This is a genomic window from Sulfobacillus thermotolerans (genome assembly GCF_039623705.1).
Taxonomy (GTDB): Bacteria; Bacillota; Sulfobacillia; order Sulfobacillales; family Sulfobacillaceae; genus Sulfobacillus; species Sulfobacillus thermotolerans.
On the sequence record NZ_CP133983.1, the window covers coordinates 346,878 to 373,351 of the forward strand.

General features: G+C 52.8%; 22 protein-coding genes and 1 pseudogene. 13 read left to right on the forward strand and 10 right to left on the reverse strand.

Going from position 1 to position 26,474, the window contains the following annotated elements:
• Positions 1-137 precede the first annotated feature (137 nt).
• Together ORD20_RS01645 and ORD20_RS01650 are read left to right on the forward strand one after the other, a co-directional pair.
• Positions 138-1,379 carry a glycosyltransferase family 4 protein gene (locus ORD20_RS01645; protein WP_242968539.1) on the forward strand — a complete coding sequence of 414 codons (1,242 nt, stop codon included), beginning with the start codon at positions 138-140 and terminating at the stop codon, positions 1,377-1,379.
• Positions 1,376-2,437, forward strand: a complete 1,062-nt coding sequence (locus ORD20_RS01650) for a glycosyltransferase (protein WP_103375704.1) — start codon at positions 1,376-1,378, stop codon at positions 2,435-2,437. The genes ORD20_RS01645 and ORD20_RS01650 overlap by 4 nt, the downstream gene beginning before the upstream one ends.
• Here ORD20_RS01650 and ORD20_RS01655 read toward each other — a convergent pair.
• The 4 genes and pseudogenes from ORD20_RS01655 to ORD20_RS01670 form a co-directional block, all read right to left on the reverse strand.
• The gene (locus ORD20_RS01655; protein WP_103375705.1) at positions 2,434-3,333 is read right to left on the reverse strand and encodes an aldo/keto reductase; all 900 of its coding nucleotides are present in this window, start codon (positions 3,331-3,333) and stop codon (positions 2,434-2,436) included. The genes ORD20_RS01650 and ORD20_RS01655 overlap by 4 nt on opposite strands.
• Before the next feature lie 30 nt (positions 3,334-3,363).
• Complete coding sequence (locus ORD20_RS01660; protein WP_430626454.1) at positions 3,364-4,029, reverse strand: hypothetical protein; 666 nt, start codon at positions 4,027-4,029, stop codon at positions 3,364-3,366.
• 39 nt (positions 4,030-4,068) lie between these two features.
• Entirely contained in the window at positions 4,069-6,372 is a 2,304-nt protein-coding gene (locus tag ORD20_RS01665) for a glycosyl hydrolase family 18 protein (protein ID WP_369825261.1), read from the reverse strand.
• A gap of 600 nt (positions 6,373-6,972) precedes the next feature.
• A pseudogene (locus ORD20_RS01670) lies at positions 6,973-7,329 on the reverse strand (IPT/TIG domain-containing protein); the annotation flags it as partial.
• Positions 7,330-7,621: 292 nt separating this feature from the next.
• Between ORD20_RS01670 and ORD20_RS01675 the strand changes: the two are divergent.
• From ORD20_RS01675 to ORD20_RS01695, 5 genes are all read left to right on the forward strand, one after another.
• Positions 7,622-8,743 carry a glycosyltransferase family 4 protein gene (locus ORD20_RS01675; protein ID WP_103375707.1) on the forward strand — a complete coding sequence of 374 codons (1,122 nt, stop codon included), beginning with the start codon at positions 7,622-7,624 and terminating at the stop codon, positions 8,741-8,743.
• A gap of 33 nt (positions 8,744-8,776) precedes the next feature.
• The gene (locus ORD20_RS01680) at positions 8,777-10,237 is read left to right on the forward strand and encodes an O-antigen ligase family protein (protein ID WP_103375708.1); all 1,461 of its coding nucleotides are present in this window, start codon (positions 8,777-8,779) and stop codon (positions 10,235-10,237) included.
• Complete coding sequence (locus ORD20_RS01685) at positions 10,234-11,322, forward strand: glycosyltransferase (RefSeq protein WP_103375709.1); 1,089 nt, start codon at positions 10,234-10,236, stop codon at positions 11,320-11,322. Before ORD20_RS01680 ends, ORD20_RS01685 begins: the two co-directional genes overlap by 4 nt.
• Before the next feature lie 72 nt (positions 11,323-11,394).
• Positions 11,395-12,495: a glycosyltransferase family 4 protein gene (locus tag ORD20_RS01690; protein WP_103375710.1), complete on the forward strand. Its 1,101-nt coding sequence runs from the start codon at positions 11,395-11,397 to the stop codon at positions 12,493-12,495.
• Positions 12,496-12,528: 33 nt separating this feature from the next.
• Positions 12,529-13,455, forward strand: coding sequence for an NAD-dependent epimerase/dehydratase family protein (locus ORD20_RS01695; protein ID WP_103375711.1), 927 nt, complete (start codon positions 12,529-12,531; stop codon positions 13,453-13,455).
• Between the two features lie 86 nt (positions 13,456-13,541).
• Here ORD20_RS01695 and ORD20_RS01700 read toward each other — a convergent pair whose 3' ends face one another.
• Positions 13,542-14,684: a geranylgeranyl reductase family protein gene (locus ORD20_RS01700; RefSeq protein ID WP_103375712.1), complete on the reverse strand. Its 1,143-nt coding sequence runs from the start codon at positions 14,682-14,684 to the stop codon at positions 13,542-13,544.
• Between the two features lie 155 nt (positions 14,685-14,839).
• On the opposite strand from ORD20_RS01700, the gene ORD20_RS01705 reads away from it, so the two are divergent.
• The 6 genes from ORD20_RS01705 to ORD20_RS01730 all read left to right on the forward strand — a co-directional run bounded on the left by ORD20_RS01705 (position 14,840) and on the right by ORD20_RS01730 (position 19,628).
• Positions 14,840-15,913 (forward strand): DUF3048 domain-containing protein, encoded by a 1,074-nt coding sequence (locus ORD20_RS01705; RefSeq protein WP_242968541.1) that lies wholly within the window; start codon positions 14,840-14,842, stop codon positions 15,911-15,913.
• 79 nt (positions 15,914-15,992) lie between these two features.
• Positions 15,993-17,396 carry a sugar transferase gene (locus tag ORD20_RS01710; protein ID WP_103375714.1) on the forward strand — a complete coding sequence of 468 codons (1,404 nt, stop codon included), beginning with the start codon at positions 15,993-15,995 and terminating at the stop codon, positions 17,394-17,396.
• A 117-nt stretch (positions 17,397-17,513) separates the two neighbouring features.
• Positions 17,514-17,987: a hypothetical protein gene (locus ORD20_RS01715; RefSeq protein WP_242968542.1), complete on the forward strand. Its 474-nt coding sequence runs from the start codon at positions 17,514-17,516 to the stop codon at positions 17,985-17,987.
• A gap of 36 nt (positions 17,988-18,023) precedes the next feature.
• Positions 18,024-18,278 carry a hypothetical protein gene (locus tag ORD20_RS01720; protein WP_430626455.1) on the forward strand — a complete coding sequence of 85 codons (255 nt, stop codon included), beginning with the start codon at positions 18,024-18,026 and terminating at the stop codon, positions 18,276-18,278.
• 11 nt (positions 18,279-18,289) lie between these two features.
• Entirely contained in the window at positions 18,290-19,210 is a 921-nt protein-coding gene (locus tag ORD20_RS01725) for a S53 family peptidase (protein ID WP_430626456.1), read from the forward strand.
• A gap of 73 nt (positions 19,211-19,283) precedes the next feature.
• Positions 19,284-19,628: an ArsR/SmtB family transcription factor gene (locus ORD20_RS01730; RefSeq protein ID WP_103375716.1), complete on the forward strand. Its 345-nt coding sequence runs from the start codon at positions 19,284-19,286 to the stop codon at positions 19,626-19,628.
• Positions 19,629-19,673: 45 nt separating this feature from the next.
• Here the strand turns inward: ORD20_RS01730 and ORD20_RS01735 are convergent, their stop codons facing one another.
• The 5 genes from ORD20_RS01735 to sor all read right to left on the reverse strand — a co-directional run bounded on the left by ORD20_RS01735 (position 19,674) and on the right by sor (position 26,424).
• A complete protein-coding gene (locus tag ORD20_RS01735; RefSeq protein ID WP_430626457.1) occupies positions 19,674-21,194 on the reverse strand; it encodes an NAD-dependent epimerase/dehydratase family protein in 1,521 nt (506 codons plus the stop codon).
• Between the two features lie 14 nt (positions 21,195-21,208).
• A complete protein-coding gene (locus ORD20_RS01740; RefSeq protein WP_103375719.1) occupies positions 21,209-22,330 on the reverse strand; it encodes a glycosyltransferase family 4 protein in 1,122 nt (373 codons plus the stop codon).
• Between the two features lie 16 nt (positions 22,331-22,346).
• On the reverse strand, positions 22,347-24,158 hold the full coding sequence (locus ORD20_RS01745) for a M61 family metallopeptidase (protein ID WP_242968543.1): 1,812 nt from the start codon (positions 24,156-24,158) through the stop codon (positions 22,347-22,349).
• Positions 24,155-25,306 (reverse strand): aminotransferase class I/II-fold pyridoxal phosphate-dependent enzyme, encoded by a 1,152-nt coding sequence (locus ORD20_RS01750; protein ID WP_430626669.1) that lies wholly within the window; start codon positions 25,304-25,306, stop codon positions 24,155-24,157. The genes ORD20_RS01745 and ORD20_RS01750 overlap by 4 nt, the downstream gene beginning before the upstream one ends.
• 197 nt (positions 25,307-25,503) lie before the next feature.
• A complete protein-coding gene (gene sor, locus ORD20_RS01755) occupies positions 25,504-26,424 on the reverse strand; it encodes a sulfur oxygenase/reductase (RefSeq protein WP_103375722.1) in 921 nt (306 codons plus the stop codon).
• Between the last annotated feature and the right edge of the window lie 50 nt (positions 26,425-26,474).

The following is a 26,474-nucleotide window of genomic DNA, read 5'->3' on the forward strand; positions in this document are numbered from 1 at the left end:
GCCTTGTACAATGCTCTAAGCGAGCGAGGGAGCCTCCCTCGCTTTTTTGCGTGCGCATTTTAGGGATGAGCCATGGGAGAATGACGTTAATTCAGGTATGATGAATAGACCAAATATTATTGTGCGGAGGAGACACATTGGCGCAGCGCGGACGGCACTTTATTTTTTTAACGCAATATTACCCGCCTGAGCCCGGAGCGGCATCCATACGGTTGCAGGCCATGGCGCATGAATTGATGCGTCAAGGCCATCATGTTTCGGTGGTGGCAGCAATGCCCCACCATTTAGGGGCGTCTGGTTCCAGACGTTTTGCGTTTCACGTGCAAGAAATAGTGCAAGGAATTCCTGTGATTCGGACATGGATCTGGCGCGTGCCCCCCAATAAACGGTTTTGGTGGCGATTGCTGAATTATTTTTCCTTTGTGGTGACAAGTTTTGGGGGCTTGCGTAAACTGCCGCGTCCCGACTATCTTTTAGTGGAATCGCCCCCGTTGTTTTTAGGGATGACTGCGCGGCTGTATTCACGCTGGTTTAAGGTTCCTTATATCTTGTCGGTATCAGATTTGTGGCCAGAATCGGCAGTCGCCTTGGGATTGGTGCGCAATCCTTGGCTTGTCGGCCTAACAAGGCGATTGGAGTTGTCGTTGTATGCTCATGCCGCCTATGTCTCTGCGGTCACGGAGGGCATTCAACAAACCATTCGCGAAACAGGGCAAATTCCTCCAGAGCGCGTGCTCTTTTTTCCAAATGGGGTGGATCTAGCGCAGTTTCCACGCGTCGAGATGCCCACCGCGTTGCGTGCAAGGTGGGGTAAGGGGACTGAAAAGGTGTTTCTCTACCCGGGGACCATGGGCTATGCCCAAGGCTTGGACGTCATTATTGAAGCAGCCAAGCGGCTTCGGGACCGCACGGATATCGCCTTTTTGCTGGTTGGGGACGGCCCTGTAAAAGCTCATTTAATGGAACAGGTCAAGGCAGCCCAGTTGACCAATGTGTGGTTTGAGGCATTGCAGCCGGTCGAGAACATGCCCGCTTATTTCAGTTTAGCACGGGCTGTTGTGGTGCCGCTGCGCCGCCACTCGTTGTTTAAGGGGGCAAGGCCTTCTAAAGTCTTTCCGGCATGGTCGGCCCAGGTGCCGGTCATTTATGTGGGCGAGGGGGAAATGGCTGATCTTATTCACCGGGCTAAGGGGGGCGTCGTCGCCGAGCCCGAAAATGGGGACGCGTTAGCAGCAGCCGTCTTGCAGCTGGCGGATATGCCTGAGGATGCTTGGACCGCAATGGGACAAGCCGGGTGGAGCTTTGTACGAGACCACTATACATGGCAACGGATCGCGGAGAAGTGGCTGAAAAGTTTTGAGCCTGGTAGCGACGTATGACGATAAAGCATTTGCTGATGGTGGGCCATTATCCGCTTGATGCCTTGGATCGCGCCCCCAAAGTGCGCATTTACCGAATGGCAGAGGCCTTTGCGCGGCATGTTCAGGTCACGCTAATTACAGGGACACGCCGTCAACGTGGGCCATGGTTAACGGAAGCATGGCGTCACAACCTCTTGAATGCGGTAGACGCCGTGTACGTGGAAAGTGCGAGTTCTACGGCGACGGTCCGCGACCTTCTGTTTTTACGCCATGCTGCGCAAAAAAACCTGCCGGTAGCGGTATTTGTGCGCGACTATTACCAAAAATTTCCTGATCTCTATCCCTTGCACGGTGCGAAATCCTACATAATGGCACTACTCTATGGGCTGACTTTACGGGCGTATGGGGCTTGGGCCGACATTCTTTATGTCCCCACCCAGGGCTTGGGCGATTTGCTGCCTAAAGGATCTGCTCAAGTCCGTCTATTGCCACCAGGGGCCGTGACACCTGTTTCCTTACGACCCCATGAGACTTCCTCAGCCCCGTGGATTCTTTATGTCGGCGCTGGGGGCCCGTACGATGGGGTAGAGTTATTAATCGAGGCGATGGGTCACGTTCATCGGCAATGCCCTGAAGCACGGTTGGCATTGATAATGCGGCGTGCAGAATGGCCACAAGCTAGGATTCCTGAGTATATCACCGTGACAGAAGCGGCAGGGCCCTCGCTTTTGCCATGGTATGAAAAGGCTGCCGTAGCCGTGATCCCGCGACCTGATACGGCGTATACCCGGTTAGCGTGGCCCGTGAAGTTGATGGACTATCTCTCTTATGGTATTCCGGTTGTCGTGACGGATCGTTCGGAAGCTGCGCGATTTGTGGAGCGCTACCGCGTCGGAATTCATGCAGCAGCCAATGCTCGCGCGCTGGCCGCAGCGCTCATAGCTGTCATATCGTCTCCTCAATATCGGCAGGAGCTGAGCATGCATGCCTACGACGCAGTACATCAAGCCCACAGCTGGGATCACCGCGCCCAAAGCGTCTTAGCTGACCTAGACCGCCTATGCGAGAAGGCCTAGACCGTCGCTTTAAGGCGTATGGCCTCATCTAGCATGCCTGAAGGAAGCGGCACCGTCAGGGCTTGAATGGCTGTATCCAAGTGCAAAGGATTTTTGGTTCCCACAAGAATCGATGAGACTTCTGGCATGCGGGCGATAAATTGCAATGCCAGCGCAATCAAGAGGGCATCGTCATTATGGGCGATTTGCAAATATTGGGCCGCCCATTGCGCTTTAGGAGAGTCTTGGGATATTGCGTGGCGTTTGGGGGTTAAAAAGCCCATAGCTAAGGGAAAGCGAATCATGACGCCCAACTCGTTATCCGCAGCGCGTTTGATGGCGTCTTCGGCTTGGCGGTCCAAGAGGTTGTAGGTTAACTGGATGGCATCGAAATCTTGGAGCGAGATAATGGCAGGGACAATATCTGGTTCGCACGAGGCGCCCAAGAAGCGTACGAGCCCTTTCTCGCGAGCATCTCGCATGGCTTTGACCGTAAATCCTTCGCGTAATACGCGGGTGGGATCGGGGCCGAAATGAATTTGCATTAAATCGATTTGGGACGTTTGCAAGCGGATTAAGGACTCGTCAATCGAGGTGCGAATCGCCTCTTCGCTGAAATCATAATAGGTACCGGGTTCTCTGTTATGCTCTCCGCATTTGCTGGCCAAAAAATACTCCGCACGCCGGTGAGTTAGCGCTTGGCCAATGCGTGCCTCGCTGGCATGATACGCGGCGGCGGTGTCGATTAAGGTAATGCCGCAATCGAGCACATGATGAAGCAGTGTCGTTGCGTCTTGTTCGTTGGGTCGCTCGGTGTCCTGAGGCGAACCTAATCCCCACGTGCGGCCTACTTCTAGAGCGCCAAATCCAATCAGGGAGACAGGTTGTTTGGTTTTTCCTAAAAGCCTTTCTTCCATTGTCAATGCTCCTCATCCCCAAGAATGGCGTTAATGAAATGTAGCCTGGGGCCCGGTGGGTGTGGACGTACCATTCCACACGAGAACATATTGCGAAGCAGAAGGGGCTTGGATCGTCAATTCTGCCGTTAAAGGGCGACCTGGTAGAATCTGAGTCACGTCTGACGCGGGGCTCTTTGGAGTGAGAGGAAAGGCAAACAGCGAATTGGACGCCGTGAGGCCTTGCTGCACGTAATCGTTCCAAGCGTAAGAGGCACCATTGGCATCAACTGCTAAGTCATCGAGCGCCAAGCCAATGATCCCTGATGTTGGGTTATCGACCGTTACGGTGAGGCGATAGACATTGAGCCGCTGGCCCGATACGGTTGACGTGCCTTCTGGTACGGCCGCAACCACCGCGACTTTTAACCCCGTGTAGGGCCCCGCGCCTGGCGGAGGCGGGGCCTGGACAGACTGCGTTGCGGGTGATGATGATGATGACGTCGAAGGTGATGACGGCGTCTGAGATGGGCTAGGCGACGCAGACGGGGATGGAGACGGACTGGGTGACGTTTGGCGCAACGTCTTAGGACGAGACGTATTGGGGGCGCTGGCGGCGTGGTGAAACCCACACCCTGCGAGCGCCAAGGGCAATGACAAAAGAATAGACCACTTGACAGATTTTCGAGGATTCATAAACGGCACCATTCCTTCCACCGATTGAGTTCTTTCCCGATCATACCATGACGGGCCCATTTATGGCTGCAGGTGGGCGACAGGGGTCAGCTGGCCGATAGCGGTCCAGTAGCCGGGGGTTTCAAAGGGTAAGCGCCACGCGGCGACGCCTCCTAAATTGTTTTGTAAGGCCAGTTGCACACGGTCAGCGATGGACTGGGATGTTTCATCCCAATAAATGTCTTGGCCAATATTCCACTGGGTAATCAGCTGCTGCAAAGCTTGAGCTGTGGCGGTGTCATAGACGCCCGCCGTGGCGCCTTGGACATTGAAGTCCTGCTGGAAAGCGGTGACTGCAGCCGTGGTAAGCGGCCCATAATAGCCGTCAGTCGGCAAGAGAGCCGGCGGCGTTTGATTGTTGTCAATCGCATATTTGAGCAGAACGAAATTTAATAGGTTTTGCAAATTGGCCACTTGCGGCAGGGATTGATTGTCATCGGCGATCGAGTACCCTGCAGGAGGCAATTGGGCTAACGGCCCCGCCGTAAAGACAATTTCATCTTGGGTCGGATCCCATAACGGGGAAATTCCTTGCTGCTGCAAAAGACTTTGAACGGCTCGGTTGCTTACAGCGCCGACGCCGGTCACGCCTTGATTGGTGACCGTCCATTCATGGCCATAAGGCGCTAGGCCCAAGATAATTTGCTGGGGATTCACGCCGCCTGCTATGGCGGATTGGACTAAGGACTCAACCCAAGGGAACCCAGCTGTGGGACCAGGAAACGTACTGGAGTTGTCTTCAGGGTAGGTCATCATATTGATGTAATTGACATAAGGGGCAATGGCTTGATAGTTGTACAATGTGTTGGGATATGACGAAGGATAGACAGCGACCATCAACAGTTTGTTGACGGCGTGCAATGCTGTACCCAGCTGTTGGATAAAGGTCGTGTATTGGGTTGAAGCCCCTGAGACGCCTAAGCCTCCGTATCCATTGTTTTCGAAGTCAATCGTGATGCCATTAAATCCATCTTGGGTCACAAGGGAGACGATTTGTTGGACCAGGTTGGCGTCGTCGGCCGCCGTGGTAATGGGCCCATTGGCGGGATTATAATAGCTGCCAATAGAGGGTAAAACCATGACGCCTTCTTGTTGGGCCTGAGCGGTGACGACTTGAATATTGTTGAGGCCATTGATGTCGGGCGCAGCATAGGGGCCTGTGGTTGACCAACTAGTAATTTGCCACGATCCATCCGCATTTTGGGCCAAGTTGAACCAGGCGGGATTAATGGCGGACAATGAATTGCCGTGTTGTAGCAAGTCTTCGTACGATGAGTTATTCACGCCGTTGGGGAAGTTATCGACAAAAAACCCGTAGCCCATGGATAAAAAGCCAGAGGGCGCAATCGAGGGGGCAGCGGGGACATTGGCTGGCATGGGTGAATCAATCACGGAAACGGGTGACGAAGGCACGCTTAACGCGGGGCCATCGCCAAATGTCAAAACTTGGCCATCGGCGGTGATAACGTCGTACCCTTGTTGGTCCACACTGACGACAAGCTGTGTGGCTTGTGTGCCCGCCGGGGGCTCGCCAAAATTTTGGGCATTGCCAAAGGTTGTCACAACGCCATTGGATTGCAAAATCCAATACCCTTGACCATTAGACGTCGGGGTAAAGCCGACCACTGTGGGGGGATCATTGGTTGAAGCCGCAGGGGTTGTAGACGGCGCCTGCGTGGGATCTGAGGTGCTGTCCAGGGGAGATCCGGTGGGCAACCCTTCTAGGGTCGGTACGACCACAACTTGAGCAAAGGTAAATCCTAGGGCATAAAGCGCCTGGGGATTGACAATATGGCGCAATGTGCCGTTTTGGACCAAATACACGGCCGCTTCGTTTGCTTGTCTCACCAAAGTGCCGGTGGGAAAGGCGCGCATCGGGGTCGTTAGATTCTGCCCGATAGGCAAATTCGGTAAAGTGGGTACAACGGTGATATCGCTCCATTGGTAGCCCATGGCTGAAAGCACGGAGCCTGACATGATGTGTTCCAGGGTCCCATTATTGACCATGTAGACGGCAGGATTGTTCTGAGCTTTTAATAACGTGCCCGAGGGGTAATACGCGACGGGGACCGTTAGGGCGGGGCCGATTGGCCAATTGGGGCTGATTTCATTGACATGGACCACAGAGGACCACGAAAGGCCCATTTGCGTAAATACCGACGCGCTGGCAATATGGCGCAATATGCCGTTCATCACAAGATAAATGGCGCTTTGACCATTTTGTTGAAGCAATGTCCCAGACGTGTAGGGGGTCACTAATGGAGCTCCTACCGAAAGACCGGATAACGAGGAAACCACTTGCACTTGGCTCCAAGACAGGCCCATGCCTAAAAGGATGGTCGGATTGGGAATATGATGAAGTGTGCCGTTTTCAACCACCCAAACGGGACTTGTTCCGTTTTGACGCAGTAACGTGCCATTGGGGTACGATACGGAAGTGCTTTGTGGCTGAGCAGTTTGCGGCAAGCTGCCAAAGTTTTGTGCATCACCAAAACTTTGGACAACGCCTGATGCACTGACAACCCAATAACCCAGACCATTAGGCGTACTGGCAATGCTAACCGGGGATGATCCTGTGGCATTGCCATACGTCTGCGCATTTCCTAAGGCGTAGACCGTTCCATTTTGCGTTAAGACAAACGCGCCTTGACCTGAAGGGGTTGCCGCCATGCTAATTGCGGGGGATGTAGCAGGAATGTTCGAGGTGAAAGGCGTGGCGTTGCCAAACGCATAGACTTGGCCGTTTTGAGTCAAAATCCAGTATCCCTGGTAATTGGCTGTCGGAATGAGTTGCACGGCCGGTGAGGAAGACGATACGCCGATGGACGACAGATCTCCGTAAAAGGGCACGTTGCCAGAGGGAGTAACTGTACCATTGCTGGAGAGGGCATACGATCCTCGGCTGACGCCGGCAAATGTCAAATCGTTGGAGACAATCCCTTGAGCGGTTGTGACTTGAATCGGGCCAGGGCCCGCATCGGCAGGAATGCTGACAGTAATGGACGAGGGGGTCCAGCTCGTAACGGGCGCAGGTTGGTTGTCAATGGTGACCGTGGCAGCGGTTGAGCCAAAGTCTTGACCTGTTAAGGTCATCGTGGTATCTCCAGCATTTAGGGTATAGCTGGAGAGCACGACAGCACTTTGCGCATAAGCCGCCGCGGGCAAGCTCGCGAATAGCAATGCTGAGGAAATTAAGGCTAAAGCAGGATTAGCGGTTCGGTTACGGGGGCGACGATGTAAAAACTGGGAATGGCGATGGCGCCGGGCCCGGGTTTGTCTCATGGTTATAAAGGCCTCCTAAAAAGATCCATATCAAAACAACATCAAAACAACATCAAAACAACATCAAAACAACATCAAAACAACATCAAAACAACATCAAAACAACATAAGCCGACACGTCAAAGGTTCTCTGCAATATCTATACGGCGTGCTCCTGCCAAACTCCTCTATTTGCGCCAAGACTTTGCAATCTGTGGGGAATGCATGTCGAATAATACGAGATGCCAGATGATGGCCGCGTTTAGGACATACGGTAAGACAAATGCACAGACTTGACGTATGATAAAATCCAATGTGGGATGTGACGACGGGAGGGATATTGCTGCAAGTCGTGGTCGACGCCTTACTGTATCATCCACAGTCTGCGGGTATTGGACGGTATATTGCGTCGCTGGTGGAGGCCTATGTGGCGCAATTCGCCATGGTCGATCAGGTGATGGCCATTGGCTTGCCGGGCCAAGTGCTTCCGGGCGGGACGATGGTGGTGCCCCCAGGCAATCTTCACCACAGTCGGGAACGGATGATGTTTGAACAGTGGCAGTTGCATAAGTGGTTGCGTCAGACGTCCTATGATGTGGTCCATTTTCCCGATTATCAAGTGCCAGTGCTCAGGCGCGTTCGGCACAGTGTGGCAACGGTGCATGACTTAGTGGCATATAAGTATCCCCAAATGTTTCCGTGGGCTAAGTCGCAAGTGAAAAGGCGAATGCTGGCATGGTCGGTTCGTGCTGCGGATCATATTATTGTACCGAGTCAAGCGACTGCAGATGATCTTCATGAGATTCTTAAGGTGCCAAGAGAGCGAGTGACGGTCGTGCCGCATGGCGTCATTCGTCGCGGCATTCCGTCTGCGATGTCCTTGAATTCCCGTCCCTATTTTGTGGCCGTGGGGACGATTGAGCCCCGAAAAAATTTTCAACGCGTCATTGAAGCTTTTGCCCAATTAGTGGACAAGCAGAAGTTAAGGGGACAAGTGGATCTGTTAATTGCGGGTAAAAAAGGATGGCTTTACGAGCCTGTCCTCGAAGCGCCAAGTCGGTTAGGGATTGCCGAACAGGTCCGATTCTTGGATTATGTTTCCGAAGACGACTTAGCGTCCTTATATCGTCATGCCATTGCCTTGGTGTATCCGAGCTTGTATGAAGGCTTTGGATTGCCAGTGCTCGAAGCGATGGGCTGGGGAGCTCCCGTGATATGCTCTAATCGGGGAGCGTTGGCGGAAGTTGCGGGTAACGCGGCGATGATTGTCGATCCTTTAAGCGTTGAAGACATCGCAGCGCACATGGAACAACTGTGGACGCATCCCGAGCACCACGACATCTGGGCGCAGAAGGGGCTCGAGCACATCAAGTCTTATACGTGGAGCCAAACGGCTTTGCAAACACGTGCGGTTTATTTACAAGTGGCACGATAATAATGGGGCGACGATACCGGGGAGGAACCAATCATGCAGGCCGAAGCAGTGTCGAGTGATCAACCGCTTTTTTCAAAGAAACTGCTCCCGTCTTTGGCAATCGCTTTACTGGGGGCTCTGATTGCCGTGCGCTGGGGGGGCATCGGAGCTGCTATTTTTTTTGTGGGCTATATTTGGATGACATGGGTCTCATTGCCTGCTGCGGCCATTTTATACATTGTGGCCGCACCGTTTCCGTTAGGGATTGTTTTCCATCATCACAAATTTTATGCGGCTGATTTTATGGCGATCGTCATGGCCTTGAAATTAATTCGCGACCACTGGGTTGAAGGCATAACGGGATTGGCGCGCCGCTTCTTTCCACAACCGTACCGGTGGCCGTTGGTATTTCTCTTTATCATGGCGATTCTTTCGTTGGCCAGTAGTCTCAGCCATTTCGGAACGGTCATCAAAATCTTGGAATATCTCGAGTTTTTTGTTGTCATGGTGGCGGTGTTTCGGGAATATGGGGACAACAACGCGATATGGAATTGGTATTTAGCCGCCTTATTTGTGGTGGTGAGCGTCATGGTTCTCTACGGACTCTATCAATTTATGCTGCAATTAGGTCCCGTTTATAACATTGTGGACGGCCACCATGTTCGAGCGACAGGATTTTTTGGGCAACCCAATGTTTTTGGTGGCTTTAGTGACCAGACCTTTCCGTTATTAGCGGCTTTGGTGGCATTAGGTCCGCCCTCGCTGCGTCAAGGCTGGCTGAAAGTCGCTTTAGGTTTGACGGCTTTAGGCGTCGTGATCTCTTATTCGCGAGGTTCTTGGGTCGCGGATGCGGGCAGCGTATTCTTTATGGGGGTATTGATTGCCCTAACACGCGGACGTCAGGCTCTTAAGCGATTTGCATCGTTCGGTATTCTCGTCCCGATTGTGATGTTTGTCGTGGTCTTTTTGTTGGGCAAAACCGATTTAAGTCATACGGCTTTGTATGTCGGGGCTCATAAAAATACCCTTGAACGTTTGACAACCACGGTTACGGCTGTGATTAATCCTGCGGGACATTTTGATACCGATCAACGGCTTCTGATTTGGAAATCGGCTTTGAGTGCCATTCGTCAACATCCGCTGTTAGGGGTAGGATTGGGTAACTTTCATCTCTTCATTCAGCAGCATCCGCCCAAGGGATTGGCGGGCATCCCGCCTATGGCCCATGATTTATATTTAGAGTGGGGGGCGGATATGGGAATTGGCGGCATCGTGGCTGCGCTGTGGCTAGAATGGTCGTGGCTAGCGTCTTCAGTGCGCCTTGTACGGGAGAAAACCGCCGCCTTGTCTCCTTATTGGTATGCGCTTTTGGTCGGAGCCTTTGGAACGATGACGGCTTTCGTGATTCACAACTGGGTTGATTTTCTTATTGACCAAGGAGTAATTCTACCTTTGCTTTTGGCGTTGGCAGCGGTGAGTGTGGCGTGGGAACGGTACGGAAGGCATCGATCATGAAAGTGGCTCTTGTCCACGATTGGCTGGTAACGATGGGAGGAGCCGAACGTGTTTTAGAGACCTTGGCTCATATGTATCCGGATGCTCCCATTTATACGGGAGTGTTAGATCGTTCTCGCCTCTCCCCATATTTGCAACAACGGACCATTTATTCAACGTTTGTTCAACGGTTGCCCCGGGCCAAGCGCTGGTATAATCGCTACTTGCCGTTGCTTATGTATGGGTTTGAGCAATTCGACCTATCGCGCTATGATTTGGTCATTTCATCGAGTGCCGCGATTGCAAAAGGCGTGTTGACGCGGGCGGAGACTGTGCATGTGTCTTATATTCACACGCCGATGCGCTATGCCTGGGATTTGTATCACGATTACCATAATCGTGAAGCCAAAGGCCTGACGCGAAGGCTGATGGGCCCCGTTTTTCATTATGTACGCCTTTGGGATCGCCTGTCGGCCGACAGGGCCGATGTTTTGGTGGCCAATTCCCATACCGTGCAGCAGCGCATCCGCAAACATTATCGCCGCTCCGCAGAGGTTGTGTTTCCGCCGGTCAATATTGACCGATTTCAGCCTGCCCCCCATCCGGGGGACTACTATTTGGTTCTCTCACGCCTTGTCGCGTATAAGCGGGTGGACCTCGCGATAGAAGCCGCGAATGCGTTAGGAATCAAACTGGTTGTGGCCGGAGATGGTCCGGAACGAGAGCGATTAGCGCGTTTGGCCAGTCGTCATGTGGAGTTTGTGGGGGCGGTCGATGATGAGAAGGCGTCCGCTCTGATGACGGGGGCCAAGGGCTTAATTTTTCCGGGTGAAGAGGATTTTGGCATTGTCCCGGTGGAAATGCAAGCCGCGGGTCGTCCGGTGATCGCTTATGGGCAAGGCGGAGTTAAAGATACCGTGATTGACGGGAAAACAGGCGTCTTTTTTGACCGCCAGGAGATAGATGCGGTCATTGCGGCCATTCGGCGGGCCGAAACTATTACATGGGACAGCCAAGCCATTAGACAGCATACCGAGCAGTTTCGTCCGGCTGTTTTCGAAACGCGCATGGCGCAGATCATCCAAACTGCGCTGGACGGACGGTAGATAGTACCCATGGCGCTCATGATGCGGTATGATAGCCGAAACGATGCGTAGAGGGGATTTTGACCGATTGGTATGAAGATTGCCATGGACGTGTCCATTATTGAACAATGCCGGACGGGGACGGAAGAGTATGTCGAAGGCCTGATATGGGGGCTAAGCCGCCTGGGAACGGGTGTGGTGGGAGTCGGACGCCGGGGCCAGGCGTTATTGCCGGACCAACCATGTCTTGGGTTGGCGTCTCGTCCTAAAAGGCCTTTATGGGAAAAATTGTGGTGGGAAAATGTGAGTATTATCAAAACGCCACAGGATGTCGATCTCCTTCACATTCCCTACATGATGTATCCACCAGTAGCCTTGTCGATACCGACCGTCGTGACGGTGCATGATGTGATTCCGTACCGTCTTTCCGCCTATCATGCCAGGTGGAAAGAACGCTTGTACTTTGGGCAAATTCGAAAATACTTGCCGCATGCCAGTCAGATTGTGGCCATTTCGCGAGCGACTGCCCAAGACATTGCTGAACTCTTCCCCGAACTGACCGCCCGAGTTACTGTCATTCCCAATGGGGTGCACCCGGATTTTTTTCGACCCGTGCCCGTTGAGCAAATGGAACGGTTGTCATCCCGGTACCGTCCTGTGCGCCATCCACGGCTGCTTTATATAGGCGGCTATGATCCCAGAAAAAATGTCTCCACGCTTCTTAAGGCTTGCCAACAGGTTTTTGCCCGCCATACGGGAGGAGAATTGGTATTGATTGGAGCGGAAACGGACCTGACCATTCAGCATCAGATAGCCGATTTGCATTTGCAAGAAAGGGTCGTGACAACGCCCTACCTCACTCGGCAGGAAGTCGTGGCCCTTTACCAGACGGCTGATCTCTTCGTATTTCCTTCCACCTATGAAGGGTTTGGCATGCCTCCAGCGCAAGCATTGGCTATGGGAGTTCCTGTGGTGGCAGGGTCTACGCCGGCCGTGTCCGAGGTGGTAGGAGATTCTGGCCTGCTTGTGCCTCCGCAAGACGTCGATGCGTGGGTGCAGACCATTAATAAAGTGTTGGATACTCCAGCCCTTGCGCAGAAAATGGCCGCACGGGGCCGCGCTCGAGCCGAAGACTTCAATTGGGAAACAGTCGCCCGGCAATATGATCGCTTATACCAACGTCTTGTCCCCTAAACGGGTGATGTTTTCAAAATAGGAGTGAAGACGATGCGAATTCTTGTAACGGGAGGTGCGGGCTTTATTGGCTCGCATATTAATGTTCAGGCGCTTGAGATGGGGCATGAGGTTGTGGTGATCGATAATCTTAGTCATGGCACGCGTGAAAATGTTCCTGCGGGCGCACGCTTTGTCTATGGGGACATTTTGTCGCCGGAGTCTTGGGTGGATCAAGTGGGGTCAGTGGACGCGGTCATCCATTTAGCTGCGCAAATTAGCGTGGCGGCGTCGGAAAGCGATCCGCTAACCGATTTGCGCCTTAATTTGGAAGGGACCTTGCGTATGCTAGCGGTAGCAAAGACATTGGGCGCGTCGCAATTTCGCACGGCATCGTCGGCAGCGGTCTATGGGAACGTTGACCAACTGCCGCTTAGAGAAGACGGCCCTGCTTGGCCCATCAGTTTTTATGGATGGTCCAAATATACGGCTGAGCAGTATGTCAAGCATTTTGCGGATCTCAATCACATGCAAGCCATTATTTTTCGTTTGGCCAACGTGTACGGCCCACGGCAACGCACCCAAGGCGAAGGCGGCGTCGTCGCTGTTTTTTGTGAAGCTTTAGCCCGTAACGAAACCGTGGAAATCCATGGGGATGGCGAGCAAACGCGCGATTTCGTGTATGTAGGGGACGTGGCCCGTGCGTTTTTGCATCGTCTCGCCGACCCAGGGCCTGTGTCGGTCTACAACGTCAGCACCCAAACGCGTACTTCGGTGCGTGCGTTGTTTGAGATGCTGGCAAGAGCCGCAGGGGTTTCGGCACAGAGTTACCGGGTGGGGGCTAAACGTCCGGGCGACATTACAGATAGCTTGCTATCCCAACACAAGGCCAAACTATGGGGTTTTGAGCCCATTACCCCCCTGACGGACGGATTAGAAGCCACATGGCATTATTTTCGTGAAAAAGAAGCCCAACGCTAAAGGGTGACCGAAACGATTGTTTGACATCGATTTCCGCAAGAGGCTCTCCCTTTAAAGGCCTGTGATTTTATGCGGGAGCGTGGCCCTTAACGGCTTAAAGGGCGCAGATGCAATTGGTGCAACAATGTGGCTTCGGTTTGGCGTAGAAGCGCATCATAGGTGGATTGCCCTTGTGTGACGCGTAGATATTCCTCTAACAACTGGGTGTGACCGACAAACCAATCGGCCCAAAATCCGGCAAGGGGATAAAACAAGTGCGACATTTTAACCGCGGGCCGCAATTGCGTCCAAAATTGTTCCCGGATGGCGTGCGCATAAGGCAATGTGTCGGGAATATTGTGGCGAAGGGCTTGGCTAACGGTGTTGGCGGCGATGTGGGCGCTGGCCAACGCCGAATAAATCCCTTCGGCGGAAAAGCTGTCCATAAGGCCAGCGGCATCGCCAATGAGAAGGGCATGGGTGGTGGCTAAGGGCGTATATCGGGTTCGGTACGGTAAAGGGTGCGCGAGCATGGGGACGTCCTTTGGGGGATTCGGCACAATCTGATGGAGGTACTGGCCCATTAACGATTTTAAAGGAGGCAGTTTACCGGCTTTAAATGACCCGACTCCAATGTTCAAGATTCCGTCTTTAGGGATGACCCAGGCATAGCCCCATGGGTAGCGGGTCACATCAATTTCCACACGGTGTTGCCACGCGGCAAATTGTTCGCCAGTGACAGGCACTTCTGCTTCAATAGCCGCTCCATGATGAGGACGGGGAATGCCCAAAAAGCGGGCGCTGACCCCTTTTGCGCCATCGGCTCCAATCAGCCAAGGCGCTTGAAATCTGTGCCCTTGGGCGGTTGTGGCCGTATAATAGCCGTCCTCCTCGTGGATGCTCGTGACCTTTTCCTCGAAGGCAAAGCGGGCACCAGCATCTTGAGCCTTTTCAGCGAGCCAAGAATCGAACGAGCGGCGTTCGACAGTATAGCAATAAGGCGTCTTGGTCGTAATGGTGCGAGCTCCCGTGCGTCCGCGAAACGTCCATTGGGTAGGGGCTGAGCGGACTTGCTGGAAAAAACCTTGAGGCAACAAATCGACAGCGCGAGATGTAATGGCTCCTCCACACGGTTTGACACGGGGAAAAGCGGATTGTTCGAGGACCTGTACATGAAATCCTTGCTGGGCTAAAAGTCTAGCAGCGGTAGAGCCAGCTGGCCCTGCGCCAATGATCACGACGTCGTCCATGAAAAAGAGCCTCCTTGAAAAAGGGGTTATTTGGCACCTAGTGCGTGTCACCTTAGTGTATCATGAGAGAAAGACAGGCGGGGACGGTGCACATTCCCTATCCACACTGTATGTGAACCGGGCATAAACTAGACGCGCATGGTATACGGAGGTTAATGATGGTCAAAACAAGACACATAGCATCTGTCGCAATCGGCGCAGCCGTGTTGACGGGGTGTGGCGCGGTGAAAACGACGGCACCCGTCAAACACGTTTCGCCGCAGGCGCAGGCGGCATCGCGCACGACATTTACCAAAGGGGATGACCCACTTACCGGTCTTCCTGAACCGGATCATGGGCCTTTGGTGGCGATTATGGTCGAAAACACCGAGTATGGTAGGCCTCAGTACGGACTAGAATCAGCGGACGTGGTCTATGAAGCTTATACCGAGTTTTTCTATTACTCGCGTTACTTGCTACTATTTTATGGCCATGAGCCCAATAAAGTCGGGCCGGTAAGGTCAGCACGGCCCTATTTCGTGAGTTGGGTCCACGGGTGGCCGCAAGCTGCCTATGTTCATGCTGGGGCGTCCGATCCCGGCTACGTCTCCATTCAGAAAGATCAAATACATAACTTAGATGTTGATGCCAATGCTTACGGTTTAGGATACCGCTCGCCGAATCGGCCAGCGCCTCATAACTTATTTGTCTCGATTCCGCAAGCTGCGGCCATGGCCCAACAAAATTGGGGCAATCCTCCTGTCACACCTCATTGGCTGTTCGGCGGGCCCCCAGGATCGGCTGCACCGAAGGATCAGACCATTACCCTGACATGGAATACGCATAACACGATCGAGCAGTGGCGCTGGGATGGATCACGGCGGGGGTGGACCAGGTGGGTGAAGTGTCCGGAATGTCCTGACAATCAATATACCCAAGTCATGGGACTGAATAGCCATCAACCGGTCGTGGCCTCCAACATTGTCATTCAATATACGAAGGAAGAATATCTTCCGGATCCGGCAGGGACCGGATGGATTCAAATTCAAACGCACGGATCAGGCCCGGCATTATTAATTTTAGGAGACAAAATCGAGCGAGGAACATGGAAAAATGCGGGCTCGGGCCAGCCTACGCAGTATTATGATGCGAACGGCCAGCTGGCTCGGTTTGTTCCGGGGCAAACATGGATTGAGGTGGTTCCCAATGCCCACTCCGCACCCAATCCTTTTCAGTTACAGATCCAGTAGAGCATTCGCTCCCAAAATTCGGTGGTTTTCACCGCCATGATACCTGCTATAATATTGGTATTCAAAATGGGGTGTGAATGTGTTCAAACACTGGACCAATAGATGGGATGAGCTGGCCGTTCTGGTTGATACTGGGGCAGCCTTTTTGGCTTACTTGCTGGCGGTACATGTGTATCTGACGTGGATCAACCCTGATGTGACGACCGTGCAGCTCGTGACGTTGTATTTTTCCTTTTCACCTGTGCTCTTAGCACTCAATTGGCTCGTGCTGAAGTTCAACTTCAATGGTTATTCACGGCGATGGAATCAATTGCCAGCTGAATTGAAAATGCTTATGGTGTCCAACCTCGAGAGCACGTTGGCGATGGCCCTGCTTATTTTCTTTATGAAAGCGACGTGGTTCTCCCGTCTGATTTTTGTGTTGATGCCCCTGACCGCTTTTACCCTGCAATTTGGTATCCACGTTGTGACCAAGATCGGCATTAATCGGTTGCGGGTAGGCAAGAAAGACTTACGTCGGCTTGTGGTGATGGGGTATCCCAAGCGGGTGCGCATTTTTTCACGAACCGTGGACACGGTTCCGCAGGCGGGCATGGTCGTGGTAGATCGTTTGCTCATTCCTTTGGGGTCTGCCGAGGCGGGTCAAAAAGCCTTGAACACCTTACGGCAGTTACTGCATTCTACGGTTATCGATACGGTGGTCTTAGCCTTGCCTGTAGCCGATGACGTCATGATGGCGGCCATTGGGATGGCCCGTCAGCAGGGTAAGGAAGTGCGCATGATTTTGGATGAGGTGGGCGCCTACGCAACGAAATCGGCCTTGTATGATTTCTATGGGAACTCCGTTTTAGTCGTCAATGGGGTTAAGTCCCCGCAAACGGCGCGCAGACTGTCCAAGCGCTTGGTGGATGTGTTATTGTCGGCCATCAGCTTGGTCCTCGTGTCCCCGGTGATGGCGGTCATCGCGATTTTGATTAAGCTCGATGATCCAACGGGTCCCGTATTCTTTGTTCAATCTCGCGTAGGGCTCAACGGACGGGAATTTCCCTGCTTCAAGTTTCGAACCATGGTGCCGAATGCTGAAGCGTTGCGTTCGCAAATTGAGCATCTCAACGTCATGAGTGGGCCTGTCTTTAAAGTACCCAATGATCCACGGGTTACACGCATGGGCAAGTTTTTGCGAAAGACAAGTTTGGACGAGCTTCCACAACTTGTCAACGTGCTGTTAGGGCATATGAGCCTTGTGGGACCGCGGCCGGCTTTGCCGACAGAAGTGGAACGCTATGGAGATGACTACCGAAAAAGGTTATCGGTTCGTCCCGGTATCACCTGCTTGTGGCAGATTTCGGGGCGCAATGACATTGACTTTGATCAGTGGATGCAGCTTGATATGGAATATATTGACTCATGGTCTTTGGGACTGGACTTTAAGATTTTAGTTAAGACCATACCAGCTGTGTTGCAACAAAAAGGCGCACATTAATTTCTTGCAGCGGACAGATCCAGCCGGATCTGTCCTGCGCTTTTTTGAAGGCTAATGGGTTTAAACAGTTCTTCAAAAATGAACCAGCAATGCATCGCGCAAGATGGAGGATAGGACGTGGAAAGCATACAAATTGATCTATTACATGTGATTGGAGACGCCCCAGAAGGGCCATGGAGTGTCTTTTCCGTATCACGGGGCGAGGACACGGTGCTGATGTCCATGATTATTCCACGGTCTTTGTGGATGCAAATGACGCGTCACGATCCCTTTTCTTCTGAGATTACACTGATGGAGAAAATTGGGCAGGTAGCTATTACTAAGCGTTTGGCACAAGGACAAACCGCACAAAGTATCATCATTACCCCCGAAGACATACCTGGTGTGTGGCCCGCAGCAGAAGAACCGTGGGACGTGACGTTAAGACGCTGTCCAACGTGCCAGCAGCTGGTGCCAGCAGGCGAATTGCTCGAAGGATTAGCCAATGCCCTGCCTCCCGATTCACGAGGGGAAATCGAAGTGCGTGTACTGTGCCCTAAATGCATGACGTCAAATATTTTCCGGCTGACCCCGTGGGGCATCCCTCTTTAACATGGCATAATATGGTTAGAGAGGAGGGGTGTGGAAATGCCACAGATTTTACGCGAAGTGCCGGGCCATATCGTGCCTGGAGAATCATTGGCCTCATATCATGATCGGCTTGACCCACAGAGGACCGTCGAGTTTGCGATGGTATGGAGGTCCGCTGATGAAGCAGGCCTTGAGGCTCGGCTGCTGTCGGGCAGACCCTTAACGCGCGAGGAATTGGTGCAGGATTACGGTTGGGATGCCTTCGTGAAAGAGGCGGCGGTGCGTTTTTTCCCTGCGCCAATTTCTCCTTGACGTTTGTCTCAGTGGATGGCACACCCAATGATGGAGGCGTCAATTCATGGGATCTGGAAGCGACCTTGGATATTGAATGGAGTGGGGCCATGGCACCGGGGGCTTCTCTGGTGGTTTACGAGGCGAGCGCGGGCAACCAGGATGCTGCGTTTGCACTGTCGGTGCTGAAGGCCTTGGAGTATGCCCGTAATGACACGGTTAACCATCCCAACATTCTGTCCATCAGTTATGGCGATGGTGAAACCCGCTTTCCTATCGCCACCATGCACGCTTGGGACAGCGTGGTTCGTAATAGCGCGGCTATCGGCATGACAGTCTTTGTTGCCTCTGGTGATGAAGGGGCCTATGGCCTTCGAGGACCCGGACGCCCTATTTGCCATGTGGATGCGCCAGCTAATTGCCCGCATGTGGTTGCCGTAGGCGGAACACACCTTGTGGTCAATGCAGCGGGGCAAATCGCGCAGGAGACGGGCTGGACCGATACGAATAACAATGGCGCCTCGGGTGGAGGGATTAGCCAAATTTTTCCTGTACCCAGCTACCAAGAAGGAATTCGATTGCCTGTCAAACCCGGTTACAAGAGAGGGCGCGGGGTGCCTGACGTGGCTCTTAATGCCGATCCCGACACGGGCTATGCCGTCCTCTTTCAGGGCGCATGGACCATCGTCGGGGGGACGTCTGTCGCGTCACCCATTTGGGCAGCGTTGTTCGCCCGTATTGCGCAAGAAGGCCTCGTTGCGAATCGAACGGTGTTAGGGTATGTGAATCCCCGTCTTTACCTGTTAGGCCCTACGCCTGCCTTTCGTCCAATTACGCAGGGCAACAATTCTTATGCAGGGGTGGTGGGCTATGAGTGTACCCCTGGCTGGAACGCCGTAACGGGATGGGGCAGCCCAGTTGGTGAACAACTGGCACAGGGGCTGCTCTGCTAGGAGAATGATTACTGTCCAGAAGGGCGTGCTATATAATAGTATGGGTATAACACGACTAAAGGACGGGCAGCGTATGATGACAGCGGAAGAAATCGGAGCACAATTTAAGGCGTTAGGCGACGTGACACGGCTGCGTATCTTGGCCTTACTGAGCCAAAGAGAGTACTGCAACTGTGAATTGGTGGATATTTTTGGAATTTCCCAACCGGCCATTTCGCGGCATATGGCGCGTCTTAAAGAGGCGCGCCTGATTTGTGAAACCCGCCACGGGCAATGGATTTATTACCGGCTGAATGCGGCCATGTTTGCTTTGGGCCAAGGATTAGAGGACCTGCTTAAAACTCTGTGTGAGACCGACTCGCTGGTGCGCCAAGCCTTGTTACACCCTCCCGCTTGTTCGGTTCCCGAACTTTCTTAAGGGGGCTTTTTGGCTTGGCGCGGCGCGCGTCATGGTCGATGCTTGTTAGATTTTTGACCGGAAGTAGGCGAACGTTTTTTCGAGGCCTTCTTCCAAGGACACCTTAGGTGACCAGCCCAGTAACGTCTGCGCTTTGGTAATATCGGGACAACGATTGGTGGGATCATCGGGCGGGAGCGGGCGAAATTCTGTGTGCAAGGGCACACCGCCGGCCTTCGCCACGGCCTGTGCAAAATTCATAATGGTGCGCTCTTCAGGATTTCCGATGTTAAAGACTTCTCCGGCTAGCCCTTCGCGGGTTGCTGCGGCATAAATTCCGGCCACTTCGTCTGAAACATAGCAAAAGCTGCGCGTTTGCATTCCGTCTCCGTAGACCGTCAACGCTTGGCCTTCCAAAGCTTGACGCACGAAATTGGGAACAACCCGGCCATCTTCAGATTGCATGCGGGGACCATAGCAATTAAAGAAGCGCAAAATCCGCAGATCAATGCCAAATTGGCGGTGATATTCCATCGCAATGGCTTCTCCATAGCGTTTTCCTTCATCATAGCAGGCGCGAACGCCATTGGGGTTGACATGGCCCCAATAGGATTCCACCTGCGGTGAGATTTGTGGGTCGCCGTAGACCTCTGAGGTAGAGCCTAAGACGAATCGTGCATGATATCGTTTGGCCAATTTTAAAGCATTTTCGGTCCCAATCGAATTGACGCGCAAAGTTTCCAGGGCCAGACGCCTGTAATGGACGGGGGACGCCGCGGAGGCCAGATGAATGACTACGTCGACCTCGGATAAAGGCAATATGGTCTCATCGGGATATTCGGTAATATCCCAGGTCAGTTTAAGCACATGCTCTGGTCCATGTTGCTCAAGGTTGTCCCAAGTTCCCGTCGACAAGTTATCGATGGCGGCGACAAAATACCCTTCAGCGACCAACTTGTCCACCAGATGACTTCCCATAAAGCCGGCTGCGCCGGTGACAATTGCAGTTTTCATCGTCAGTATCTCCTCAAATGCATGATTTTGGTTCGTTAACGGCCAATACCCCAAGCGCGCTTCCTTGCGAATGCCCATCGAAGTGTCGCGCTTCCTTGGGGAACTCGTATCGGTGAGCACCACTTGCGGAGCCATCGATACTGTAGCGTATGTCCAAATCTCTTCAATCCATAATTCAACCAAGTTGGCCGATCCGATGGGTACAGTAGCTTTGTTGACAATGACGTAGGAGGCACCAGATACCATGCCTTGACCGATGGCTAACGCCGCTTGGTGCACATATTCCAGATTCGGAGATCCATCGGCAAGAGGGGGTGTCCCTACAGCAATGAAGATGATTTCAGATGATGCGACAGCTTGGCTGGCTTGGGTGGTGGCTTGCAGGCGGTCGGTACCACGCACCCGCGTGAGCAATTCTGATAACCCCTGTTCGAAAATGGGGGGGACGGCTGCCATGATGTACTCGACTTTTTGTTCATTGACATCCACTAAGACCACGCGGTGGCCAAGCTCGGCGAGTACCGCCCCCGTGACGAGACCGACGTAGCCCGCGCCGAAAACCGCGACGTTCATACAGGTTCCTCCTTTTACGACAATAGCTGATGATAAGCGGCCATGGTGTTGGTCGCAATGACTTCTTGAGAAAAATGGTTCAGAACGCGCAGGCGGCCTTTCTTTCCTAGGCTTCGTCTCAAATCCCCATCAACAAAAATCGTCTGAAGAGCTTCCGCCAAGGCTGTGGGAGACTGCTCCGGCACAACCAGCCCAGCGTCTCCAATCACTTGCGGGATTTCTCCACTAGACGACCCGATCACCGGCACCTCGGTGGCCATGGCTTCGGTCAAGATGCGTCCGAATTGCTCTTTCCAACGAGCCGTGGTTCGCGAGGGCAGAACCAACACGTCGACCCCATTCAAGATTTGGGGCATGTCACCAGTTGAGACCCAGGGCACAAAGCGTACTTGATTGTCTAAATGCGCCTCGTGTGCCAGTTTCTGCCCGGTTGCTTGCCACGGTCCAGATCCTACGAATAACAGGGTCATGTGGGGATGTTGAGCTAACAGCGGAGCTGCGGCCATCCACAGATCATCCAGTCCCTTTTCTTCGATGAGCCGACCCATGTAACTGATAACGAATTGCCCATCAAGGTTCCAGATCCGTTTGGCCGTCTCTGGATCATGCGGCTGGTACAAACCCACATCACATCCGAATTGGGGAATAATCCACACGGGTTTGTCAAATCCTTTGCGGCGGATGACGTCTTGTGCTTCTTGGTTGCCGACTATCGCGCCGCGGGCGGTTTGAAACACCGTTCGTTCCATCAACGAAAAAGGCCACGGATAGTTCTTGTAGATATTCTGCCAGGCAAAGAAGATCGAGGGAATGTCAAGCCTCTTGGCAATACGAACCGCTTGATAGGTGACGCTGCTATAGGGTTCCTCATCGATGTGTAAAAGATCGGGCTGAAAGCGGCGGATAATCGACAAGAGCTCGGGATAGTAATGGAAATGATTGCGTCCATTAAGTCTGATAGGCGCAATGAACAGCGGATAGCTATGATCTTGAGGCCGGGGTTCGAAAGTGAGTGAACCCCACGCCGGTGGTACGACAAGCCCCACTTCAACCTGATTGTCTAGTTGATTGAGGTATTCGAGCTTGGTTCGGTAGCTTGCACTAACGCAGGCTTTGGAAATCATGAGTACACGCACAAAAAGGCCTCCTGGCTTATAAAGGACGGTCGCTTGAGGATAGACCGGAATCCCATGTGGCGACCATCCAGCTCTCAAAAATGGCTGTTTGGCGGGGACTGGGTTCTTTAACAGGCACGAGTTGCACCTTGTCAAACGGCTGCGTCCCTAAGACCAGTGATACGGACTGCAATTGGCCCCGGCGGAAGAAGTTCACGACCACGGTATCCCCAACGTGATGGTCGTATTGGATACGGTGTTTGAGATCATCTGCTGAGGCGATACGGTATCCATTTAAACCAATAATGTGGTCTCCTGCATTGAGCAGGGTCTGAGACGGTCCTGGGGCATAAACGGATTTGACGACAAGCTGATGCCCATCGACAATTTTTGTTTCAATGCCCAGCCACGGCCGAGGGCTTTGCGTATTATTGGATTCATGGCTTTCTTCCGCATCGTCGCCGGGTGTGTAAGAGCGTTCAATCTTCAGACCAGCGGTGAGTAACGCGTCTTCCAAAGGCAATGGATTAGGCTTATGGATATGGCGCGCAAAGAAGTCTTCAAAGGAACTCTGCGCGACTTCTTCCACGGTTTCTTGATAGACGGATTCTGGAAAACCAATGCCATGGGCGCCATAACGATCATACAGTCTACGTAAGACATCGTCCAACGATGCTTGATTGTCCGTGCGTTGGCGAATCTCTAAATCCAAGCAGGTGCCGAGAAGGTCTCCCCCGAGATAGTAGGACAGGGTGCGATTGACCGAATCCTCATCGGGCTTATACAGTTTAATCCAGGTATCAAAACTCGATTCGGTCAGCGATTGCACGAATCGACCGGGCTGTTTTTCATACGCTGCGATTTTTCTTCCTAGCCCGTCAAGATAGTCTTTGACAGAGTAAAGACCTGAGCGCCGCAAAGTCAAATACGCGTAATAGTCGGTGAAGCCTTCCATGGCCCACAAAAGGTGCGTGTAGACTTCTTTATTGTAATCAAAGGGCCCTAGCATGTCGGGATGAATGCGTTTGACGTTCCAAAGGTGGAAAAACTCATGGGAAATGAGACCTAAAACCCGCCGATAATTTTTCCACGGACGAAAGGCAAACCGCTCCACACCGCAGGTTGTCGAGTTGAGATGTTCTAATCCGCCGGTAGACTTGTCCATTAAATGTAAAATGAACGTGTAATGCTCGTAGGGCAACGAACCAAAAAGATCACGCTGGGCAATAACAATGCGCTTAACATCTTGCGTGAGTTTGTCCAGATCTTCATTACCGTGACCCCATACGGCAATGGTGTGCGGTTTGTCATCCACTTCGAATGTGCATACGGTGTGGGTTCCTACTTCAAAGGGGCTATCAATTAAGACGTCGTAATCGGCGGCGCGGTATTGTCCCCAGACATCATCTGCCCGGTCCAGACCTGTCGAAGCCTGCCAGCTGGGCGGCGCCTCGAGGCTGACATAGTACGGCGCGGCTTTATAATCATCGACCAACAAGAAGAGTTGGGCGCCGTTCCAGTAGGCGTGACTTTGGTCTAGATGGCTGGTCGCAACCCCTAGTTCAAAGGCGTAGACTTTGTAACGTACCTCCACCGCTTGGTCTTCAAACAGTTCGAATTCCCAAGTATTTTTGGACGCGTGGTGAACGCCAACGTCTTGCTGGTTGGCTTTTACGGTGAGATCGAAGAGATGACGGGCATAATCTTCTACTTCATAGGATCCCGGAGTCCATACGGGTAACGAGAGCGTGTGGCGTCCTTTGGGCAATTGGTCAATTTTAAGAGTGAGATGATAGACGTGGAGTCCCGGTTCCAGAAAACTGACGGTAAATGAAAATGTCGGAATCACAAAATATCCTCCTTTGATGTCCCCTGCGTGCATCCGTGGGCTAGGGTGTCTTCATTTTCCGTCAGGGATACACGAATATAGCCTTCGCCCCGTTCCCCAAAGCCACGTCCAGGTGCGACGATAACGGCGGTGTGCATGGCAAGCTGTTCTGCAAACGCAACGGACGAGGTGCCAGCAGGAAGCGCCAACCATTGGAAAATGGACCCTTGACTTGGGGTTTGATTCCAGTGAGCAGCGCTTAGGGCGGTAAGAAAGCGGTCACGGCGCCTTTGATAGAGGTCGCGTAGCGCAGCAACCGATTCAGGGGGCGAGTCGAGCGCGGTGATGGCCGCTTCTTGAATGGCGCCGTACTGACTGCAGTTCAAGTGATCTTGTAGCGTTTCCAAATAGGCAATGAGGTCGGGATGACCGGCAGCGAAACCCAACCGGAATCCTGCCATATTGTAGGATTTCGATACCGTGGTGAACTCTATTCCGACATTTTTGCCGCCTGGCCGCGCTAATAGGCTAACCGCTTGTTGGCCATCATAGACGATGTCGCCGTAAGCTAAGTCATGGGCAATGACCGTATGGGTCGCTTCCGCACGGGCAATGACGCGATCCAAGAACGAAGCCGGGGCGAGTTGACCAGTCGGGTTGTTGGGATAGTTTAAAAAGGCGAGGCGCACCTGATCCGTGAGGAAGTCCACGTCAGGTAGCCAAGAGTCCGGCGACAAAGGCCACGGAATCATTTGACCGCCAGCCAAGCGAATTCCGGACCAATAGTCTGGATACCCTGGATCAGGCACTAAGGCCATATCACCGGGATTCAAAACGGCCAGGGAGATTTCTTGCAGGCCAATTTTACTGCCGATTAAGATGGCGACTTCCCGTTTCCAGTCTAAGGTTACGCCGTGACGTCTCGCATACCAACGGGCCACTGCCTGCTTGAGTTCTGGCAAGCCTGTAAAGGGAATGTAGCGTTGGTACCGGGGATTGTCAGCTGCTCGCTTTAGGGCAGCGACAATGGGTTCCGGCGTGGGTTGATCGGGATTGCCTTGGCCCAGATTAATGACCGGACGGCCCTGGGCTTTCAGTTCGACGGCAAGATTGACCAATCCGGCAAAAAATTGCTGGGGCAGACGGGTAATCCGGTCGGCGGGTTTCATCAAAATCAGACCTCTCTGACATCTGTAATAGATCACGCGCTGGTAATGGATATTTACGCTGTCCATTATACGAAATTCTTGCAGTTTCTTCGTCACGGCAGAAGCGAAATTCCTTGAAATGTGTGGCGCTCATCCATTGGACACACGCAAAAAAGCTCCCCAGAATTTCTGGGGAGCTTGGATGAAAGGGTTAACTCCTATTCGTGAAGATACTCACGCCACGAGGTGTCCTCCATCAAGGGATTCCATAACGTCACATAGGGTCCTTGAACGAGGGTGGCTAACACGCGGTCGTGTTGCGCACGGTATTTCGTATTAATGACCACACGAGAAATACCCATCATGGCGGAATTCAGATCTTGCCACTCCATGTGGACAATATATTCAGTAGGCGTGGCTTTGGCATCGAGTAACTGGAAATTGCCTTCTTTATTGCGCGGCGGGTATTCACCGGTGGTTTGCAGAGCTTGGTGAAGACCTTCGGGATTTAACTGAAAACTGCCGATAGCGGAAGCGCCAATTTGTTTCAGCACCATGTAGCCTAAGAAGCCCGGAGCTTTTTTAAACATTTGCATGAGGTCCTCGATGGCCGTTTCAAATTCTTGCTCACGACCAGGGATAATGCGGTGGTCAGACCCCGCAATGACGCGTTGGCCGTAAGGCATCGAAACCGCATCGGGCGTCTGCCCGGCCATAAAGGCCGCGCCGAGCCTGGAGGGGACGTCGGTCATCGCCATGTTATCGGGCAAATCAGAACTGGTGATTTCGTACAGATTTTCCCATGGTCCTTCAATAATCATACCTAAGCAGTTAGCACAGAGCCGAAAAATGCTGTCGAATTGCTCGTAGTGCATTTCCTCATGGTCCTGCCAGTTTTTCCACATCGTGTACTGGCGAATGCCTAACGGGTTTAGCTCTGCGTGCATGTCCATCTTTGCGGCACCGTATCGTCCGCCCATTGGGAATACACCGATTTGCACGTGGTTTTGAAACCCAACAAATCCGGAATGATTGGCGGTCACCATGCAGACCTTGGGACCTACTGATTCAAACATGTTAAAACTCGAAGGTTGATTGACAATTTTGGCGTCATTAATGGCCACAATTGGACGCGGCATACGGTACCCTCCTCTTAAATGTAAGAAATGTGACACTATGCTCCACTTCG

Bases quoted from the DNA above. Each gene is read 5' to 3' on its own strand.
- ORD20_RS01695 (WP_103375711.1), top strand. From the start codon at position 12,529: ATGCGAATTCTTGTAACGGGAGGTGCGGGCTTTATTGGCTCGCATATT.
- ORD20_RS01735 (WP_430626457.1), bottom strand. From the start codon at position 21,194: ATGAACGTCGCGGTTTTCGGCGCGGGCTACGTCGGTCTCGTCACGGGG.
- ORD20_RS01690 (WP_103375710.1), top strand. From the start codon at position 11,395: ATGAAGATTGCCATGGACGTGTCCATTATTGAACAATGCCGGACGGGG.
- ORD20_RS01655 (WP_103375705.1), bottom strand. From the start codon at position 3,333: ATGGAAGAAAGGCTTTTAGGAAAAACCAAACAACCTGTCTCCCTGATT.
- ORD20_RS01650 (WP_103375704.1), top strand. From the start codon at position 1,376: ATGACGATAAAGCATTTGCTGATGGTGGGCCATTATCCGCTTGATGCC.
- sor (WP_103375722.1), bottom strand. From the start codon at position 26,424: ATGCCGCGTCCAATTGTGGCCATTAATGACGCCAAAATTGTCAATCAA.
- ORD20_RS01700 (WP_103375712.1), bottom strand. From the start codon at position 14,684: ATGGACGACGTCGTGATCATTGGCGCAGGGCCAGCTGGCTCTACCGCT.
- ORD20_RS01705 (WP_242968541.1), top strand. From the start codon at position 14,840: ATGATGGTCAAAACAAGACACATAGCATCTGTCGCAATCGGCGCAGCC.
- ORD20_RS01685 (WP_103375709.1), top strand. From the start codon at position 10,234: ATGAAAGTGGCTCTTGTCCACGATTGGCTGGTAACGATGGGAGGAGCC.
- ORD20_RS01675 (WP_103375707.1), top strand. From the start codon at position 7,622: ATGTGGGATGTGACGACGGGAGGGATATTGCTGCAAGTCGTGGTCGAC.
- ORD20_RS01750 (WP_430626669.1), bottom strand. From the start codon at position 25,306: ATGAAACCCGCCGACCGGATTACCCGTCTGCCCCAGCAATTTTTTGCC.
- ORD20_RS01720 (WP_430626455.1), top strand. From the start codon at position 18,024: ATGCCACAGATTTTACGCGAAGTGCCGGGCCATATCGTGCCTGGAGAA.
- ORD20_RS01665 (WP_369825261.1), bottom strand. From the start codon at position 6,372: ATGGGCCTGTCTTGGAGCCAAGTGCAAGTGGTTTCCTCGTTATCCGGT.
- ORD20_RS01680 (WP_103375708.1), top strand. From the start codon at position 8,777: ATGCAGGCCGAAGCAGTGTCGAGTGATCAACCGCTTTTTTCAAAGAAA.
- ORD20_RS01730 (WP_103375716.1), top strand. From the start codon at position 19,284: ATGATGACAGCGGAAGAAATCGGAGCACAATTTAAGGCGTTAGGCGAC.